Source organism: Kribbella sp. NBC_01245 (assembly GCF_036226525.1).
Taxonomy (GTDB): Bacteria; Actinomycetota; Actinomycetes; order Propionibacteriales; family Kribbellaceae; genus Kribbella.
This window is the reverse complement of the sequence record NZ_CP108487.1, coordinates 6,234,560-6,249,701: the sequence shown is the minus strand read 5'-3', so window position 1 is coordinate 6,249,701 and position 15,142 is coordinate 6,234,560. Positions and strand designations below refer to the sequence as shown.

The window sequence follows — 15,142 nt, the reverse complement described above, 5'->3', positions numbered from 1 at the left end:
GCGCCGGGCGGTCGCCGGAACCAGTAGGACGATGGCCGAAGTTCGGAAGAAACCGGCCACTTGACGCAAAGATAGGACCACTTGGCGATCTGGGCTCGCACCGAAGGTGATGCGTTCGCTACTCATGGTGGAGACCGTCCCGCCCCAGGAGGTTTCGCCCATGCCTCATGACGTTTCCGTCCACCCAATTTCCGTCCGCCGGCTGACTGCCTTGTCGGTTGTGGCCCTGCTTGGTTCGGCCGGCCTTGTTGCCGGTGCGGCCGGGCCGGCCGTGGCGGCGAATCCCTGCGATCCGGCCGTCATCGCGGCTGCCGGTTTCACGCCCGTGCTGCAGATCGACTTGCCACAGAACGCCGGCTGGCTGGACCAGGACCTGCCGTACAGCCTGGACAAGACGGCCGAGGTCGGGCCCAACTTCGATCGCGTCGGCTACTGCCTTGAACTGGATGGACCGAGCGGACCGCAATGGGTCTGGACCGCGATGGAGCCGTTCAGCACGGATGCCCGGCGAATCGGCCTGCCTACCCGGAAGGGCGACATCGTGCGGCAACCGGTCGGCGATCTCGAGGTCAGCTCGAATGTGCCAGACGTGACGAACGGCATCGGCCAGACCGGCTACCTCGAGATGTGGCCGAACCAGTACCAAACCAACGGCAGCAGCCAGGTCGCGAACGCCTCGGCGCTGACGTTCGACGCGGATGACAACCCGACCAGCAGCTTCGGCTACGGGTCATTCCAGGTTCACCAAGTCGGCGCGACCCGGCCTTCGGCGTTGGCTGCGAAGACCGTGTTCGCCGTCAACACCTTCACCGAGCCGGCCACCGGCACACTGTCGATCGGCATCGGCACGAACACCAACGGCCAACCCGACTGGACGTTCACCAACAACGCGGGCCGCTATTCCAAGCGCAAGTTCACGGCGTACGTCCGGCCCGCAATGGTGGCGTTGACCGAGGCGCCGCAAGATCGTCAGCTCATCCCTCGTGACAGCCGGGGCGGAGCTGTCGTACCGGTCGCGGGCAGGGTGACGGACTCGCGGGTGCGGCAGGTCCAGCTCCGGGTAACTGGTCCGAGTGGCACGCAGACCTTGGCGGCTCCCGCCTCGCGGCCGTTCCGGTTCACGCCGCGGATCACGGCGGGCCTGCACGAGTACACGTTCGAGCTGCGGGCCATCGGCCAGGGCATCAACCGTGTGGTCGCGAAGCGCGAGGGTGTCGTATCGGGTGACGTGTACGTCGTCCAAGGCCAGTCGAACGCCGAGGCGTCGCGCTTCAACGGCAATGCGTCCGGGGAGGAATCGCCGTACCTGCGGAGTTTTGGGACGTCGACCTCGAACGCTGAGATCTCGGGTGCCGATCGGACCTGGCACTACGCGGCAGGAGACGTTTCAACCCAGTCGGGTTCCGTGGGGCAGTGGGCGATCCGCATGGGTCGTCGCATCGTCGATAGGTACAAGGTGCCTGTTGCACTGGTCAACGGCGCTCACGGCGGTCAGCCCATCTCGTTCTTCCAGCGCAACGACAGTAATCCCGACGAACTCTCTACGAACTACGGGCGGCTCCGGCAGCGTCTAGCGTCTGCAGGCCTTATCGACCACGTGAAGGGCGTGCTCTTCTACCAAGGCGAATCGGACAACGACAACGCCTCCGTCCACACGACCGGCTTCAGCTCGCTCTTGCAGGATTGGCGGTCTGACTTCGGTATGGCCGTCTCTGGCGGTAGCAAGTACTACGTCCACCAGGTGCGTACTTCGCCTTGCGGTAACAGCACGTCGATCGCACTACGCGAGGCCCAGCGCAAGATGGGCGACAGCCTTGGGGTGACGGTCTTGTCGACCAACGGGCTCTCTGGCCACGACGGCTGCCACTACGCGTGGGTGGGCGGTTATAGGGAACTGGGCGACCACAACTTCGCAGTGATCGCTCGCGACTGGTACGGCGGGACGGCCGCGGGAGTGGCTGCTCCCAACCCTGCAAGCGCTTCTGTCACTGGAGATGGCAGCCAGATCACCGTCCAACTGCGAGCGGCTGACGTACTCACGGTGGACGCAGCCTCGGCAGCGAACTTCCGCCTAGCCGGTACGACTGCCACGGTCCAGTCTGTCGCCTACCAGTCCGGCGGCAAGCTCGTCCTCACCCTATCGGGCCCTGCCACGGGCGCGACCGGCGTCAGCTACCTGAGCCACAACGGCGCAGGCCCCTGGATCACCAACGCCACCGGCACCGGCCTCCTCGCCTTCGACCTCCCCCTGACCTGACAACCCCACCCTGACCTGACACCCCAACCCACCTGTCGTTCATTCGTCGGAATACGCCTTAGATACAGGCCGTATTCCGACGAATGAACGCAGAGGGGAGGCGCCTATCAGGTCAAGTGGTGTTGCTCGAGCCAGGTGGTGGCGCGGCGCTTGGAGGCGCGGGAGAGCCAGGCGTCCTGGATCACCTCGGTCAGCTCCTGCCGGTTGAGTTCACCGAGTCGGCTCGCGCGGACGAGCACGGACAGGTGGCCGTCGAAGTGAGGCGTCGTGAAGAAGGGGCTCTTGTCGTCCGAAACCAGTGCGAGCTTGTCGTCCTCGGACGCTACCCAGATCACGATCACGTCGTCGTAGCGCTCGCCCGTCTGCGGGTCGACGGCATCCGGCCGGGGTGTCCGGAAGAACACGAAAGACTTCCCGCCCACCTGGTAGACCGGGTTTCCCCCGCCGGCCCGCTCGACCGTCACGTGCGGCATCCCCAACGCCACCTCGTGTACGTCGGCGACCACGGCCTTCCGGCTTCGAACTGCCACACCGGCAGTTTAATGACGCAAGGCTTCCAATGGCTCGACCGAAGCGCAGCACGAAGCGCCGAGGTCACGTCGGGTGACGAGATGGGGGCAGACCCGGGATCGACGTACCTTAGAGGACATGGTCACTACAGGGGGTCGACCTTCCGCGCCGCTGGAGGCGGAAGAGCGGGTGGGGCCGTACCGGTTGGTGCGGCGCCTCGGTCAGGGCGGTATGGGCGTGGTCTATCTCGCCCAGGCCGCTGACGAGCGCGACGTCGCGCTGAAGGTGCTGCGTTCGCATGTGGCGCACGATTCGACCGCCCGTGCCCGGCTCGAGCGTGAGACCGCGACCCTGCAGAAGGTGGACCATCCCGGCGTCGCGGGACTGCTCGATTTCGATCTGCAAGGCGAACGGCCGTACCTGGTGACCAGGTATGTGCCCGGCAAGTCCCTGGACGAACACGTTGAGGACCGCGGGCCGTTGACCCCGCAGCGCTGGTTGCCGCTGGCCGGGTGTCTGGCCGAGGCGCTACAGGCGATTCACCGGGCGGGCGTCGTCCATCGCGATCTGAAGCCGGGCAACGTGTTGATGCTGAACGGCCGGCCCATCGTGATCGATTTCGGTATCGCCCAGGCCGCTGACGATCTGCGGCTGACCGCGACCGGCCTCGTGATCGGGACGCCCGGATATCTCTCCCCTGAGTTGATCGATGGCGAGGCTGTCACCGAATCCGCGGACTGGTGGGGTTGGGCCGCGACCTGCGCTTTCGCGGCGACCGGGCGGCGGCCGTTCGGCAAGGGGCCGTTCGAGGTGGTGCTGCATCGCGTCCACACCGGGCAGTTCGACCTCGAGGGAGTGGATCCGCGCCTGCAGCCGCTGCTCGCCGCCGCGCTCTCCCCGAACAAGCGCGAGCGTCCGACCGCCGAGGAGATCATGACCGGTCTCAGCCGGTATTCCGAAGGCCGCGACGCGCTGGTGCCGAACACGAAGACCGTCACCACCGAGGTCGAGGCCCCTCCATCGACCCGCGTGATGTCGACGACGCGGGTGATGCCGACCGACGACGCCGCGACCGAGATCACGCCGGCCATCACGGATGAGCCCGCACAAGAACCGGACAAACTGGATCCGGCCGAGGTGGCGAAGCTGGTGCCGTCGGTGATCCCGCCGCTGTCCGCCTTCGAACCGCTGCGGGCCCGGATCCGCGCCACGACCACCCCGACCCCGCCGCCACCGCTCGCCTCAGCAGCGGGCCAGCCGGTACCGGGCCAACCGTTCATGGGCCAACCGCTGATGGGCCAGCCCGTGCCCGGCCAGGGAATGCCGAGCCACCCGGCGACGTACTCGCCGGCGCCGACGTCCGCACAGCCGGCCTCGTTGCCGCTGGCCTACCAGTCACCGGCCTACTCGCCTGCGCAGCCGACCAATTACCCGCCGCAAGGCCACACCTCCAACTACCCGGCGCCGGGCCAGGCCGTATCGCCGTACGGGCAGCCGGCCCCGATGACCAAGAAGGAAAAGGCACTCGCCCGTCGGCAGCAAGCCGCGCCACCCGTACCGCCGCATCTGCTGCCTACGCGGTCGGGCCTGCTGTTCGCGATCCTGATGGCGTTGGTCGGTTTGGCCGCGATCCTGCCGGTGGTGGCATTCGTGGTGCTGGCCGTGTTGATGGTGATCGCGCGGCTGGTCGATCGCTCCAGTACGGCGTTGCTGCGTCGGCGCGAGGTTCGAGGTGGCAGAGGGCGTTCGGACGGTCTGGTGGCGGTTGCCGCGAGCCCGGTGCACCTGGTGACGGCTGCCACGATCACCCTGCCGTGCCTGATTTTGCCGCTATTCGTCGGCTTTACCGTCGGCGGTCTGGCCACACTCGTGGCGGCCGTGTTCCAGGGCTTGAGCTGGGGTCACCTCGCCACGACGGGTGTGGCTATCGGTGCGCTTTCGGGCTTCTTCACCGCGTGGGTCGGTCCCGGCGGTACGTCGATGCGCCGTGGCGCCCGGGCCGCTCTGCGCTCGGCATTCCGGCCTGCTTGGCTGAGCACGCTGGTGGCGGTCCTGCTCCTGGGCGCGGCCGCGCTCTGCTGGCTGAACGTCGCCGGCGGCAGCACTCCCGACTGGTCGCCCATTGGCACGCCGTCGGTCACCGTGCCCGAACGGCCCAGCCTCGGCGACGTCCGCGAGCTCCCGGGCATCCGCGACATCCCGTTCATCGGCCGCTGAAAGTGGTTCATCGGGCCCGATGAACGGCGACACGCCGAGTCACAAGGGCCCGATGAACGGGATTTGTCAGATGCGGTTGTTGAGGATGACCATTTGCGTGCGTTCGGGGCCGACGCCGACGGCCGAGATCGGCGCGCCGCTCATGGCCTCGACGGCCTTCACGTAGGTCTGCGCGTTCTTCGGCAGGTCCTCGAAGTTGCGGCAGCCGGTGATGTCCTCCGACCAGCCGTCGAACTCCTCGTAAACCGGCTTCGCGTGGTGGAAGTCGGTCTGCGTCATCGGCATTTCCTCGTGCCGCACGCCGCGTACGTCGTACCCGACGCAGACGGGGATCTTCTCGCGCCCGGTCAACGTGTCCAGCTTGGTGAGCACGAAATCCGTCACGCCGTTGACCCTGGCGGCGTACCGCGCGATGACCGCGTCGTACCAGCCGCAGCGCCGCGGCCGCCCGGTCGTCGTACCGAACTCGAAGCCCTGCTGCCGCAGCCACTCGCCATCGTCGTCGAGCAACTCGGTCGGGAACGGACCCTCGCCGACTCGTGTCGTGTACGCCTTCACCACGGCCATCACGCGGTCGATCCGGGTCGGCGGAATGCCCGAACCCGTGCAGGCGCCGGCCGAGATCGCGTTGGACGACGTGACGAACGGGTACGTGCCGTGGTCGACGTCCAGCAGGGTCGCCTGGCCCGCCTCCATCAGTACGGTCTTGCCCGCGTCGAGCGCTTGGCCCAGCAGCAGCGCGGTGTCCGCGACCATCGGGCGGAGGCGCTCGGCGTACGAGAGCAGCTCCTCGACGACCTCGTCGACGGCGACAGCGCGGCGGTTGTAGACCTTGACCAGCAGCTGGTTCTTGAGCTCGAGCGCGCCCTCGACCTTCTGCTTCAGGATGTTCTCGTCGTAGAGATCCTGCACCCGGATGCCGACCCGGTTCATCTTGTCGGCGTACGTCGGGCCGATACCGCGCCCGGTGGTGCCGATCCGGCGACTGCCGAGGAACCGCTCGGTGACCTTGTCGAGGGTCCGGTTGTACGGCGGGATCAAGTGGGCGTTGGCGCTCACGACCAACTTCGAGGTGTCGACGCCACGGACCTGCAGCGCGTCGAGCTCCTCGAACAGCACACTCAAGTCGACCACCACGCCATTCCCGATCACCGGTGTCACACCGGGAGTCAGGATGCCGCTCGGCAGCAGGTGCAGCGCGTACTTCTCGCTGCCGATGACCACGGTATGGCCGGCGTTGTTACCGCCGTTGAACTTCACCACGTAGTCGATCTCAGCCCCGGTGTTGCCGAGCAGATCGGTCGCCTTGCCCTTGCCCTCATCGCCCCACTGGGCGCCGACGAGCACGATTGCGGGCATCTCAGCCCTCCTCTTCACGTACGGCGTGCGGCGCCATCGCCGCGATTGCACTGCCGTGGAAAACGGTGAAGCCCGGACGCAGGTGACACCGGTGATCCGGTGGCAACAGCATCCAGGCTCTTGCGGCCAAAGCTTAGCGGACGTGCTCGTTCAGACCGCTCCACGGGCAACTCGTGACTGCTCGCAAGCAGTTCGATACGACGGGTTGCCATTTTCCGTGATCACGTGCACACTCTTAGTCAGCGGCCCGCCGAAACTGCCGCAGGGGACGGTTCCGGCGGGCCGCTTCCTTATGTCCGGGACAGTCTTATGTCCTGAGGGACAAGCCTTATGTCCGGTGGACTGTCTTCAGGCGATCGAGTTGGACTCGAGCCACTCCATCACGCGGCGGTCGGCCTCTTCCTTCGAGACGTTCTCGACCTTGGTCAGGATCGCCCAGCGATGCCCGAACGGGTCGATCACCGTGCCGAAGCGATCCCCGGTCACGAAGGTCTGCACCGCCTCCACCTGCCGGGCGCCCGCGTCGATCGCGCGCTGGAAGGTGGCGTCGACATCGGTCACGTAGTGCACCAGCGACGAGTGCACCCACTCGCCGTTCGGCGCTTGCAGGCCGATCTGCGGCATCTCGTCGCTGAGCTGCAACATCGAATCGCCGAACTTCAGCTCGGCCTGGGCCACGCGTCCGTCCGGCAGGTCCTGCCGGCTGACCACCTCGGCGCCGAAGGCCTGCTGGTAGAACGCGATGGCCTTGGCCCCGTCGTTGACCGCCAGGTACGGGGTGAGCGAGTGATAACCGTCGGGGATGGGGTTTACCGTGTTCGTCATGCCCTCAGTCTTCGGCGTAGCGCACCAACCGGTCTTGGAAGAAAGCGACAGCCGTTGACCACCCCCACCAACAGCGAGCGCGGCATCCTGCACCCGCAGGAGCAGGCCCGCCATCGGTCGCTGAGCCGCCTGGCCGCCGGACCTCGCGTCGGCCGGTTCGTCGAGTGGTACTGGTCGGTCGAGTGGGACCTCTCCGAGCCGTACGTCGCGGAGGTGCTGCCCTATCCGAGCGTCAACGTCACGTTCGAGCAACCCGGCGGCGCCTTCGTCAACGGCGTTTATACGAAGAAGTTCAGGCGCGAGCTCGTCGAACACGGCCGGGCCTTCGGGGTGAAGTTCTGGGCGGGCGGATTCGGCGCCTTCACCGGCAGGGACGTCGGCGCGTTCCGCGATCAGGTGTTGCCGTTGGCCGAGGTCTTCGACGATGCGGACCGCCTTGCCGATCTGGTCTTCAGCCAGACCACCGACGAACGACGCCGCGCAGTGGTGGAGGCCTTCCTGTCCGAGCGCCTGACCGAACAGCACGCCGGCGACCATCCGTCGTACCAGTTGGTGTTGCAGATCGTCGGGGCGATGTCGGCGGATCGCAGTCTGACCCGGGTGGACCAGGTGACCGAGCGATTCGATATTCCGGTGCGGACGTTGCAGCGGCTGTTCCGGCGCTATGTCGGGGTCGGACCGAAGTGGGTGTTACGGCGATACCGCCTGCATGACGGCGCGGAGCTGCTGGCCCGTGGCGAAGTTCGCGAACTGGCCGAGCTATCGGTCGACCTGGGCTATTTCGACCAGGCCCACTTCTCTCGTGAGTTCAAGGACGTCGTCGGCAGCACGCCCGCCGAGTACGCCGCCGCCTGCGCCCGCTCGGAAGCCCAAACCGTCATCGCCTACCGCTAACCCACCGCACGCCCCTACCGCGAGCAGTCGCATCCCTCCACCCCCTGCGGCGAGTAGTCGCGTCCCTCCACCACCAGCGGCGAGTGGCCGCGTCCCCCCCAACCTCCGCGAGTGGGCACGTCACCTGCACGAGTGGTCGCATCCCTCCGCCTCCTGCCGCGAGTGGTCGCGTCCGCCACCTGCGGCGAGTGGCCGCATTCCCACCACCTGCGCGGGTTGTGACGTCACCTGCGCGAGTGGTCGCGTCCCTCCACCTCCTGCGCGAGTGGTCGCGTCCCTCCACCTCCTGCGCGAGTGGTCGCGTCCCTCCACCTCCTGCGCGAGTGGTCGCGTCCCTCCACCTCCTGCGCGAGTGGTCGCGTCCCTCCACCTCCTGCGCGAGTGGTCGCGTCCCTCCACCTCCTGCGCGAGTGGTCGCGTCCCTCCACCTCCTGCGCGAGTGGTCGCGTTCGCGCCCGCGACGGGGCGGGGTGAGCTGTGACCACTCGCGGCAGGAGTCAGGCGAGTTCGTCCGCGGCGGTTGGGGACGAGTCGCGGAGGAAGGTGGTGCAGCGCTCGGCCTCGTCCTTCTCGTCGATGATGGCGGCGGCCTTACCGAGGACGGCGAGGCAGCGCAGGAAGCCGCGGTTCGGCTCGTGCTCCCACGGAACCGGGCCGTGTCCCTTCCAGCCATTGCGGCGCAGGCTGTCCAGACCGCGGTGGTAGCCGGTCCGGGCGTAGGCGTACGCCTCGATCGTGCGCCCGCCGGCGAGCGCCTCCTCGGCCAGGAACGACCAAGCGAGGGACGAGGTCGGACGCTTGGCGGCGACCTCGACCGCGGCAGCCCCGGCCGCGAGTTCCGCCGCGGCGGGGTCGGTCGGGAGAAGTGTCGCGGGTGGACCTGACATCAGATTGTTGAACTCCATACCCACATCCTCTCTGATCGCCCGAACAACGGCGTCCGGGAGACACTCCGCACCCGCCTCAGCACCCGCTTCGGCGGCCCGGCGCGGCGAGTTCCGCCGGGGTGGGGGAGGTCGGGAGTAGTCTCGCGAATGAACTCGACAGCAGATTGTTGAACTTCATGCACACATTTGTGCCGATCGTGTGGACAACGGACCGGTGACCATCAGCCGAAATCCGTTGACCGTTCATCGATCGGACACCGATGCTTGAGATCCTGCGGGCTGACCGGACAGGAGGTCGCGATGAGTGTCATCGTCCTCAACGCGTCGTACGAGCCGTTGCACACGGTGTCGATCCAGCACGCCATCAGAATGCTGGTGCGTGAGGTCGCCGTCGTGGAAGAGGCGCATGGTGAACGGACCATCGGTCCATTCCCCGTGCCCCGGGTGCTACGGCTCGTCCGGTATGTCGTCACGCATTGGCGCTACGCCGCCGGCCGGATGAAGTACAGCAAGCACGGCGTGCTCCGGCGGGACAAGTTCCGCTGCGCGTACTGCGGCAAGCACAACGCGGACACCATGGATCACGTCATACCCCGGTCCCGGGGCGGCGGGACCGAGTGGCTGAATGCTGTCGCCGCACACGCCTCCTGCAACGAGCGCAAGGGAAACCTGACGCCCGCTGAGGCCAACATGCCCCTCCTTTGGCAACCTTGGATACCCACGCGCGCTGAGCTCATGCTCTGATCCCGACTCCGGATGACCGGTGGTCGGGTTTTCTGCATTCTGGGACAAAATCGCCGTCCTCAGGGCGAGAAGGGCGAGAAGGGCAGATCAGGTCAGCAGGTGCAGTCGGTGTCCTCGTACGCCGTCGGCCAGCGCGGCCGGCGTCGGATCGCCCTCGGCCGGGCCGGGTCGAAGACGCGCACGCCGGATCGCGCTGCCGCCCGGGCGAACGTGGACCGGATCCGCTCGGCCAGGTCCTCCGGCTCGTCCAGTTCGGCCCAGTCGATCCACCCGTACTCCACCGGCGCCGGCCCGCCGGTCACCACCTCCACGTCGTACGACAGCTGGTACGACGATCGGGCCGCGAGGTCGTCGGTCTCCTCCGGCCGCCAATAGCTGAGCCAGGGCTCGAACTCCAGCACTGTGCGTTGATCCGGGAACCACAGCGCGGCCGCGCCCTCCTCGGCCCCGGGCAGGAACCCGTCCATCGGTGGCGGCGGTTCACGCGACGGCTCGGGCAGACCCGCCTCGGCCAGCACAGACCGGATCCGGGTCTCCGCGACTGAACCCGAGTGTGGTGAGGCGCGGGCCAGCATCCGGCGGATCCGCCTCGCCTCGGCCGATCCGAATCGTCGGGCGGCAGCCCCGATCGCCGAACGCGTGGTCGCTCCGCCGTACAACGCGGCCTCCGCGACCACCAGAGCCGGTATCAGTGGACCCGTGGCGGCGATCTCGGCGACGGCGCGGGCGACCGATACGACGCGCAGGCCATTCCAGCGGCGGACCTTGGGCAGGCTCGCCACGTGCAGGGTCAGACCGCCCTGGTGCCGCCCTGGACGGCCTGACGCGGCGGTGACGTGCACCCGGGACAGGTCGAGGCCCCAGCACGGCAGACCGTGCAGGCAGACGGCCGACTGGTGGCTCGCGGCCAGCCCGCGATCGCCGTACCTCAGCAGGTGGTGCAGTCGGCGCAGGTGGGTCGTTTCGTCGGTGACGGGTATCAGGGCGCCCGGCGCGAACGTCTCCGGGCTGATCCGGCGCCAGCCGCCGGTGGTCAGCAAGGTGTCGATATCGCGGTCGGGATATCCACACGCGCGGGCATCGGCGCGGGTGAACACCCCGCCACGGATCTGGGTCATCACGATCAGTTGCGGGTTCACGCGGAGAAGATGCCGTCGCCGAACCCCCGCAGAACAACGGATCGAGAAGCTGTGGACAAGAGGGGTGCGGGGCGGGCGATTAGCGTTGATTGGTCCGAATACGCCCGCCTACGTCGGCGGGCACAGTGAACGCCGTAGAGATGGGCGAGCGGATTCAGACCAATCAACGCAGGCAAGAAATGAAGCGGCCCGTCCCCACAAGAGGGACGGGCCGCCGAACCAAAAGAAGACTCAGGCGAGCAGCGAGGTGCCTGTCGAGCGCAGGTGCTCGCACGCTTCGACGACGCGCTTGGCCATGCCCTCTTCGGCGGCCTTACCCCAGGCGCGCGGGTCGTAGGCCTTCTTGTTGCCGACGTCGCCGTCCACCTTGAGCACACCGTCGTAGTTGGCGAACATGTGCGCGGCAGCGGGCCGGGTGAACGCGTACTGCGTGTCCGTGTCGATGTTCATCTTGATCACACCGTGGTCGACGGCCGCGCGGATCTCTTCCAGGGTCGAGCCGGAGCCGCCGTGGAACACCAGGTCGAACGGACGCTCCTTGCCGACCTTGGCGCCGACCTGGTCCTGGATCTCCTTGAGGATCTCCGGACGCAGCTTGACCGCACCCGGCTTGTAGACGCCGTGCACGTTGCCGAAGGTGAGCGCGGTCAGGTAGCGGCCGTTCTCACCGGTGCCGAGGGCCTCGACCGTGGCCAGACCGTCCTCGACCGTGGTGTAGAGCTTCTCGTTGATCTCGTGGGCGACGCCGTCCTCCTCGCCACCGACAACACCGATCTCGACCTCGAGGATGATCCGGGCCGCCTTGGTGAGTGCCAGCAGCTCCTTGGCGATCTCGAGGTTCTCCTCCAGCGGCACCGCGGAACCGTCCCACATGTGCGACTGGAACAGCGGGTTCTCGCCCCGGGCGACACGCTCGGCGGAGATCGCCAGCAGCGGCCGGACGAAACCCTCCAGCTTGTCCTTCGGGCAGTGGTCCGTGTGCAGCGCGATGTTGACCGGGTAGTTCTTGGCGACCTCGTGCGCGTACGCCGCCAGGGCGACGGAGCCGGAGACCATGTTCTTCACGGTCGGGCCGGACAGGTACTCGCCGCCGCCGGTGGAGACCTGGACGATGCCGTCCGAGCCGGCCTCGGCGAACCCGCGCAGGGCGGCGTTCAGCGTCTGCGAGGAGCTCACGTTGATGGCCGGGTAGGCGAAGCTGTTCTGCTTGGCCTTGTCCAGCATCTCGGCGTAGACCTCAGGGGTGGCAATAGGCATGTCTCGCGGTACTCCTCACAGCAAAGAACGTGTGGATGAGGCTTCAGTATTGCGGTGCACGACCCGTTGCCGCCAAGTGGCCCAAGCACTGGGACACCTGACCGGTCGGCCCGAAAGGGATCACAGAGCAGACCACTGATCGGAGAGGACCGATCCAGTGCGCATACCTGTAGATCATGTGGTTCTCCCTCACGAAGACGCTAGCCGCCGCTGCGCGGACCGCGCGGAGTGAGGGCCATGTGCAGCCGGTAACGATCCGCTCGGTACGCCGACCAGGACAGCTCGACCACCTTGCGACCAGCGAAAGTAGTGCGTTCGAGCACCAGCAGTGGCGCTCGCCGGGCAACACCGAGCACCCGGGCGACATGACCGTCGGCGTTGTCCGCACGGACCGTCTGCTCGCCCGAGGTGACCACCACGTCGTACTCCGCGGCGAACACGTCATACAGCGTGCCGAGCTCGCGCCCGAGCAGGCCCGGGAACAGCGCGGACGGGTAGTACCCGATCTCGTACGCCATCGGCGAGGCGTCCGCGGTGCGGAGTCGCTCGACCCGGATCACCGGCGTGCCCTTCGGCATCCGCAGACCCTGCGCGGTCTCGTCGGAGGCCTCGACCTCGGTGGCCGACAGCACCACCGTGCCGGGCTCCAGACCACGGGCCCGCATCTCCCGGGAGAACGAGGTGAGGTGCAACTGCGAGTCGACCTGCGGCCCGGTGACGAAGGTCCCCTTGCCATGCACGCGCTCCAGCGCACCGGATTCGACCAGGTCGCTGATCGCCTGCCGGACGGTCACCCGGGAGACGTTCAGCTTGTCGACCAGTGCCCGTTCGGACGGGATCGAGTCGCCTGGGTGCAGGTCGACGTCGATGAGTCGCTCCAGCACCGCCCGAACCTGGGAGCGTTTCGTCGCCACCATCGGCTTTCGCCCTCCTGACCTGCGCATTCGAACAGATTTTGCGCGTTTGCGGGAAGTGAGCTTCCGGGCTTGCCCGACCCGGTGCACTCACTGCTATCGTGCGCAGCATACCTGTTAAGACCAGATAGGACCAGTGATCGCAGTGGTGTCGGTACCCGCCCCCAGGACGCAGATGTCCATCGAGATCGCCGAGCAGCCGGACGCGCTGGCGGCGACGTTCGAGCACGTCCTGCCGCTCCGGGACCAGATCACCCGGCTGGCCGCCGGCCGCCGTCACGTGCTGTTCGTGGCGCGTGGTTCGTCCGACAACGCGTGCGTCTACGGCCGCTACCTGACCGAGATCCACGCCGGCCGCCAGGCCTCGCTGGCCGCGCCCTCGGTCGCCACGCTGTACGGCGCCAACCTGGACCTGTCGAACACCCTCGTGGTGTGCGTCAGCCAGTCCGGCGCGACCCAGGAGATCGTCGACACGGCCGAGTGGGCCAAGCGCAACGGCGCCGCGGTCGTCGGTATCACCAACCACGACGACAGCCCGCTGGTCTCGACCGCCGACGTCGCGCTGATCACCCAGGCCGGCAAGGAGCTCGCGGTCCCGGCCACGAAGACCTACACGACGCAGCTGGCTGCGATCACGGTCGCGGTGGACGCCCTCGCCAACAAGCCGGGCACGCTCGATGCCGATATCGCCCGGGTTCCCGAGGTCGCGGCGAAGGCGCTCGAGCTCGACGTGGACGTGGCCGCGGCACTACTCGCGGGCGCCCACGACGTACTGGCGAGTGGTCGCGGTCTGACCTTCGGTACGACGCTGGAGGTGGCGCTCAAGCTCGAGGAGACCTGCCTGCAGCCGGTGCGCGGCCTGTCGTACGCCGACTTGAAGCACGGGCCGATCGCGGTCGTCGACTCGGATCTCGTCACGATCCTGGTCGCGGCTCCGAGTGGTCCGGCGCTGCCCGGTCTGATCGAGCTGGCCGGGACCGTTCGCGAGAAGGGCAGCAAGATCCTCGGCATCGGCGGCGACAGCACGTTCGCCGGTCGTTGCGACGTCGCGCTGCCCGGCCCGGACCTGCCCGAGACGCTGGCGCCGCTGACCCTGATCATCCCCGCCCAGCTCACGATCGAGGCCCTCGCCCGCAGACTCGGCCTCGACCCCGACGCCCCCCGCGGCCTCCGCAAGGTCACCCAAACCGACTGACTCGCAGTCCTCAAGAACCGGCCGCCCACACGTTTGTGGGCGGCCGGTTCCTTTTCTTTGTCGCGACCACTCGCGACAAAGAAAAAGACGGTTAGGCGCGGCCGCGGTGGTGCAGGGCGGTGCCGATGCCTTCGGCGGCGGCGCGGAGGCGCGGGAGGACGTCGGTTCGCAGCGCGGCGGCGGTCGCTCGCGAGGTGTGGGCGGAGACGTTGAGGGCGGCGATGGTTTTGCCGCGGCCATCGACAACCGGTACGGCGATTGAGCGCAGGCCTTGTTCGAGCTCCTGGTCGACCACCGCGTACCCGGTCTTGCCCGCCTCGGCGATGGCATCGCGCAGGGAGTCGATCGAGGTCAGCGTGCGATCCGTCAGGGCCTCCGGCTCCAGGTCGGCCAAGTAGCGATCGAGCTCCGCGGCCGGCAGACCCGCGAGTAAGACCCGGCCCATTGAGGTCGCGTAGGCCGGCAGGCGCGCGCCGACGCCGAGTGCCACGGTCATGATCCGGCTGGTCGGCACGCGGGCGACGTACACGATGTCCGGCAGGTCGAGCGTCGCCATCGAGCAGGACTCGCGGGTCGCGGCGCTCACCTCCTCCATGAACGGCCCGGCGATCTCGCCCAGGTCCAGCGACGACAGATAGGCCCAGCCGAGCGCGAGCACGCGCGGCGTCAACAAGAACCGACGGCCGTCGCTCCGGACGTACCCAAGCTCCTCCAGCGTCAGCAGGATCCGCCGGGCCGTCGCCGGGGTCAGCCCGACCGCCCGGGCGACCTCGCTCAGCGTCAGCGACGGCGCGTCCGCACCGAAGGCCCGGATCACCGCGAGCCCGCGCTCCAACCCCTGCAGGAACGAGCCCGAACGAGCCGTGGACTCACTTGAGGGCACCGGCTATCCTCTTTTCGCTAGGAGAACTTCTTTTCGCTGAGCGAAATCCTACGAGAAACCG

Annotated in this window: 13 protein-coding genes; 5 read left to right on the top strand and 8 right to left on the bottom strand. The window is 67.7% G+C overall.

Annotated features, from left to right (window positions below):
- The first annotated feature begins 160 nt into the window (after positions 1-160).
- The gene (locus OG394_RS28530) at positions 161-2,257 is read left to right on the top strand and encodes a sialate O-acetylesterase (RefSeq protein WP_328990191.1); all 2,097 of its coding nucleotides are present in this window, start codon (positions 161-163) and stop codon (positions 2,255-2,257) included.
- Between the two features lie 107 nt (positions 2,258-2,364).
- Here the strand turns inward: OG394_RS28530 and OG394_RS28525 are convergent, their stop codons facing one another.
- The gene (locus OG394_RS28525; protein WP_328990190.1) at positions 2,365-2,787 is read right to left on the bottom strand and encodes an MmcQ/YjbR family DNA-binding protein; all 423 of its coding nucleotides are present in this window, start codon (positions 2,785-2,787) and stop codon (positions 2,365-2,367) included.
- 118 nt (positions 2,788-2,905) lie between these two features.
- Here OG394_RS28525 and OG394_RS28520 point away from each other — a divergent pair, with 118 nt between their 5' ends.
- The gene (locus OG394_RS28520; protein WP_328990189.1) at positions 2,906-4,984 is read left to right on the top strand and encodes a protein kinase domain-containing protein; all 2,079 of its coding nucleotides are present in this window, start codon (positions 2,906-2,908) and stop codon (positions 4,982-4,984) included.
- Between the two features lie 66 nt (positions 4,985-5,050).
- Here the strand turns inward: OG394_RS28520 and OG394_RS28515 are convergent, their stop codons facing one another.
- Together OG394_RS28515 and OG394_RS28510 are read right to left on the bottom strand one after the other, a co-directional pair.
- The gene (locus OG394_RS28515) at positions 5,051-6,343 is read right to left on the bottom strand and encodes an adenylosuccinate synthase (RefSeq protein ID WP_328990188.1); all 1,293 of its coding nucleotides are present in this window, start codon (positions 6,341-6,343) and stop codon (positions 5,051-5,053) included.
- Positions 6,344-6,691: 348 nt separating this feature from the next.
- Positions 6,692-7,168: a VOC family protein gene (locus tag OG394_RS28510; protein ID WP_328990187.1), complete on the bottom strand. Its 477-nt coding sequence runs from the start codon at positions 7,166-7,168 to the stop codon at positions 6,692-6,694.
- 54 nt (positions 7,169-7,222) lie between these two features.
- On the opposite strand from OG394_RS28510, the gene OG394_RS28505 reads away from it, so the two are divergent.
- A complete protein-coding gene (locus OG394_RS28505) occupies positions 7,223-8,062 on the top strand; it encodes an AraC family transcriptional regulator (RefSeq protein WP_328990186.1) in 840 nt (279 codons plus the stop codon).
- 497 nt (positions 8,063-8,559) lie between these two features.
- Here OG394_RS28505 and OG394_RS28500 read toward each other — a convergent pair whose 3' ends face one another.
- Positions 8,560-8,967, bottom strand: a complete 408-nt coding sequence (locus OG394_RS28500; protein WP_328990185.1) for a DUF3151 domain-containing protein — start codon at positions 8,965-8,967, stop codon at positions 8,560-8,562.
- Positions 8,968-9,249: 282 nt separating this feature from the next.
- On the opposite strand from OG394_RS28500, the gene OG394_RS28495 reads away from it, so the two are divergent.
- The gene (locus OG394_RS28495; RefSeq protein ID WP_328990184.1) at positions 9,250-9,693 is read left to right on the top strand and encodes an HNH endonuclease; all 444 of its coding nucleotides are present in this window, start codon (positions 9,250-9,252) and stop codon (positions 9,691-9,693) included.
- Positions 9,694-9,785: 92 nt separating this feature from the next.
- On the opposite strand, the gene OG394_RS28490 is transcribed toward OG394_RS28495, so the two are convergent.
- The 3 genes from OG394_RS28490 to OG394_RS28480 all read right to left on the bottom strand — a co-directional run bounded on the left by OG394_RS28490 (position 9,786) and on the right by OG394_RS28480 (position 13,006).
- Complete coding sequence (locus OG394_RS28490) at positions 9,786-10,832, bottom strand: hypothetical protein (RefSeq protein WP_328990183.1); 1,047 nt, start codon at positions 10,830-10,832, stop codon at positions 9,786-9,788.
- Between the two features lie 231 nt (positions 10,833-11,063).
- Positions 11,064-12,089, bottom strand: a complete 1,026-nt coding sequence (gene fbaA, locus OG394_RS28485) for a class II fructose-bisphosphate aldolase (RefSeq protein WP_328990182.1) — start codon at positions 12,087-12,089, stop codon at positions 11,064-11,066.
- Positions 12,090-12,289: 200 nt separating this feature from the next.
- Positions 12,290-13,006 carry a GntR family transcriptional regulator gene (locus tag OG394_RS28480; protein WP_328990181.1) on the bottom strand — a complete coding sequence of 239 codons (717 nt, stop codon included), beginning with the start codon at positions 13,004-13,006 and terminating at the stop codon, positions 12,290-12,292.
- A 172-nt stretch (positions 13,007-13,178) separates the two neighbouring features.
- Between OG394_RS28480 and OG394_RS28475 the strand changes: the two genes are divergently transcribed.
- On the top strand, positions 13,179-14,198 hold the full coding sequence (locus tag OG394_RS28475; protein WP_328990180.1) for an SIS domain-containing protein: 1,020 nt from the start codon (positions 13,179-13,181) through the stop codon (positions 14,196-14,198).
- A 91-nt stretch (positions 14,199-14,289) separates the two neighbouring features.
- Here OG394_RS28475 and OG394_RS28470 read toward each other — a convergent pair whose 3' ends face one another.
- Positions 14,290-15,081, bottom strand: a complete 792-nt coding sequence (locus tag OG394_RS28470; protein WP_328990179.1) for an IclR family transcriptional regulator domain-containing protein — start codon at positions 15,079-15,081, stop codon at positions 14,290-14,292.
- Positions 15,082-15,142: the final 61 nt, after the last annotated feature.

Coding starts and splice junctions, on each gene's coding strand:
- OG394_RS28520 (WP_328990189.1), top strand. CDS start 2,906: ATGGTCACTACAGGGGGTCGACCTTCCGCGCCGCTGGAGGCGGAAGAG.
- OG394_RS28495 (WP_328990184.1), top strand. CDS start 9,250: ATGAGTGTCATCGTCCTCAACGCGTCGTACGAGCCGTTGCACACGGTG.
- fbaA (WP_328990182.1), bottom strand. CDS start 12,089: ATGCCTATTGCCACCCCTGAGGTCTACGCCGAGATGCTGGACAAGGCC.
- OG394_RS28475 (WP_328990180.1), top strand. CDS start 13,179: ATGTCCATCGAGATCGCCGAGCAGCCGGACGCGCTGGCGGCGACGTTC.
- OG394_RS28530 (WP_328990191.1), top strand. CDS start 161: ATGCCTCATGACGTTTCCGTCCACCCAATTTCCGTCCGCCGGCTGACT.
- OG394_RS28480 (WP_328990181.1), bottom strand. CDS start 13,006: ATGGTGGCGACGAAACGCTCCCAGGTTCGGGCGGTGCTGGAGCGACTC.
- OG394_RS28515 (WP_328990188.1), bottom strand. CDS start 6,343: ATGCCCGCAATCGTGCTCGTCGGCGCCCAGTGGGGCGATGAGGGCAAG.
- OG394_RS28510 (WP_328990187.1), bottom strand. CDS start 7,168: ATGACGAACACGGTAAACCCCATCCCCGACGGTTATCACTCGCTCACC.
- OG394_RS28500 (WP_328990185.1), bottom strand. CDS start 8,967: ATGGAGTTCAACAATCTGATGTCAGGTCCACCCGCGACACTTCTCCCG.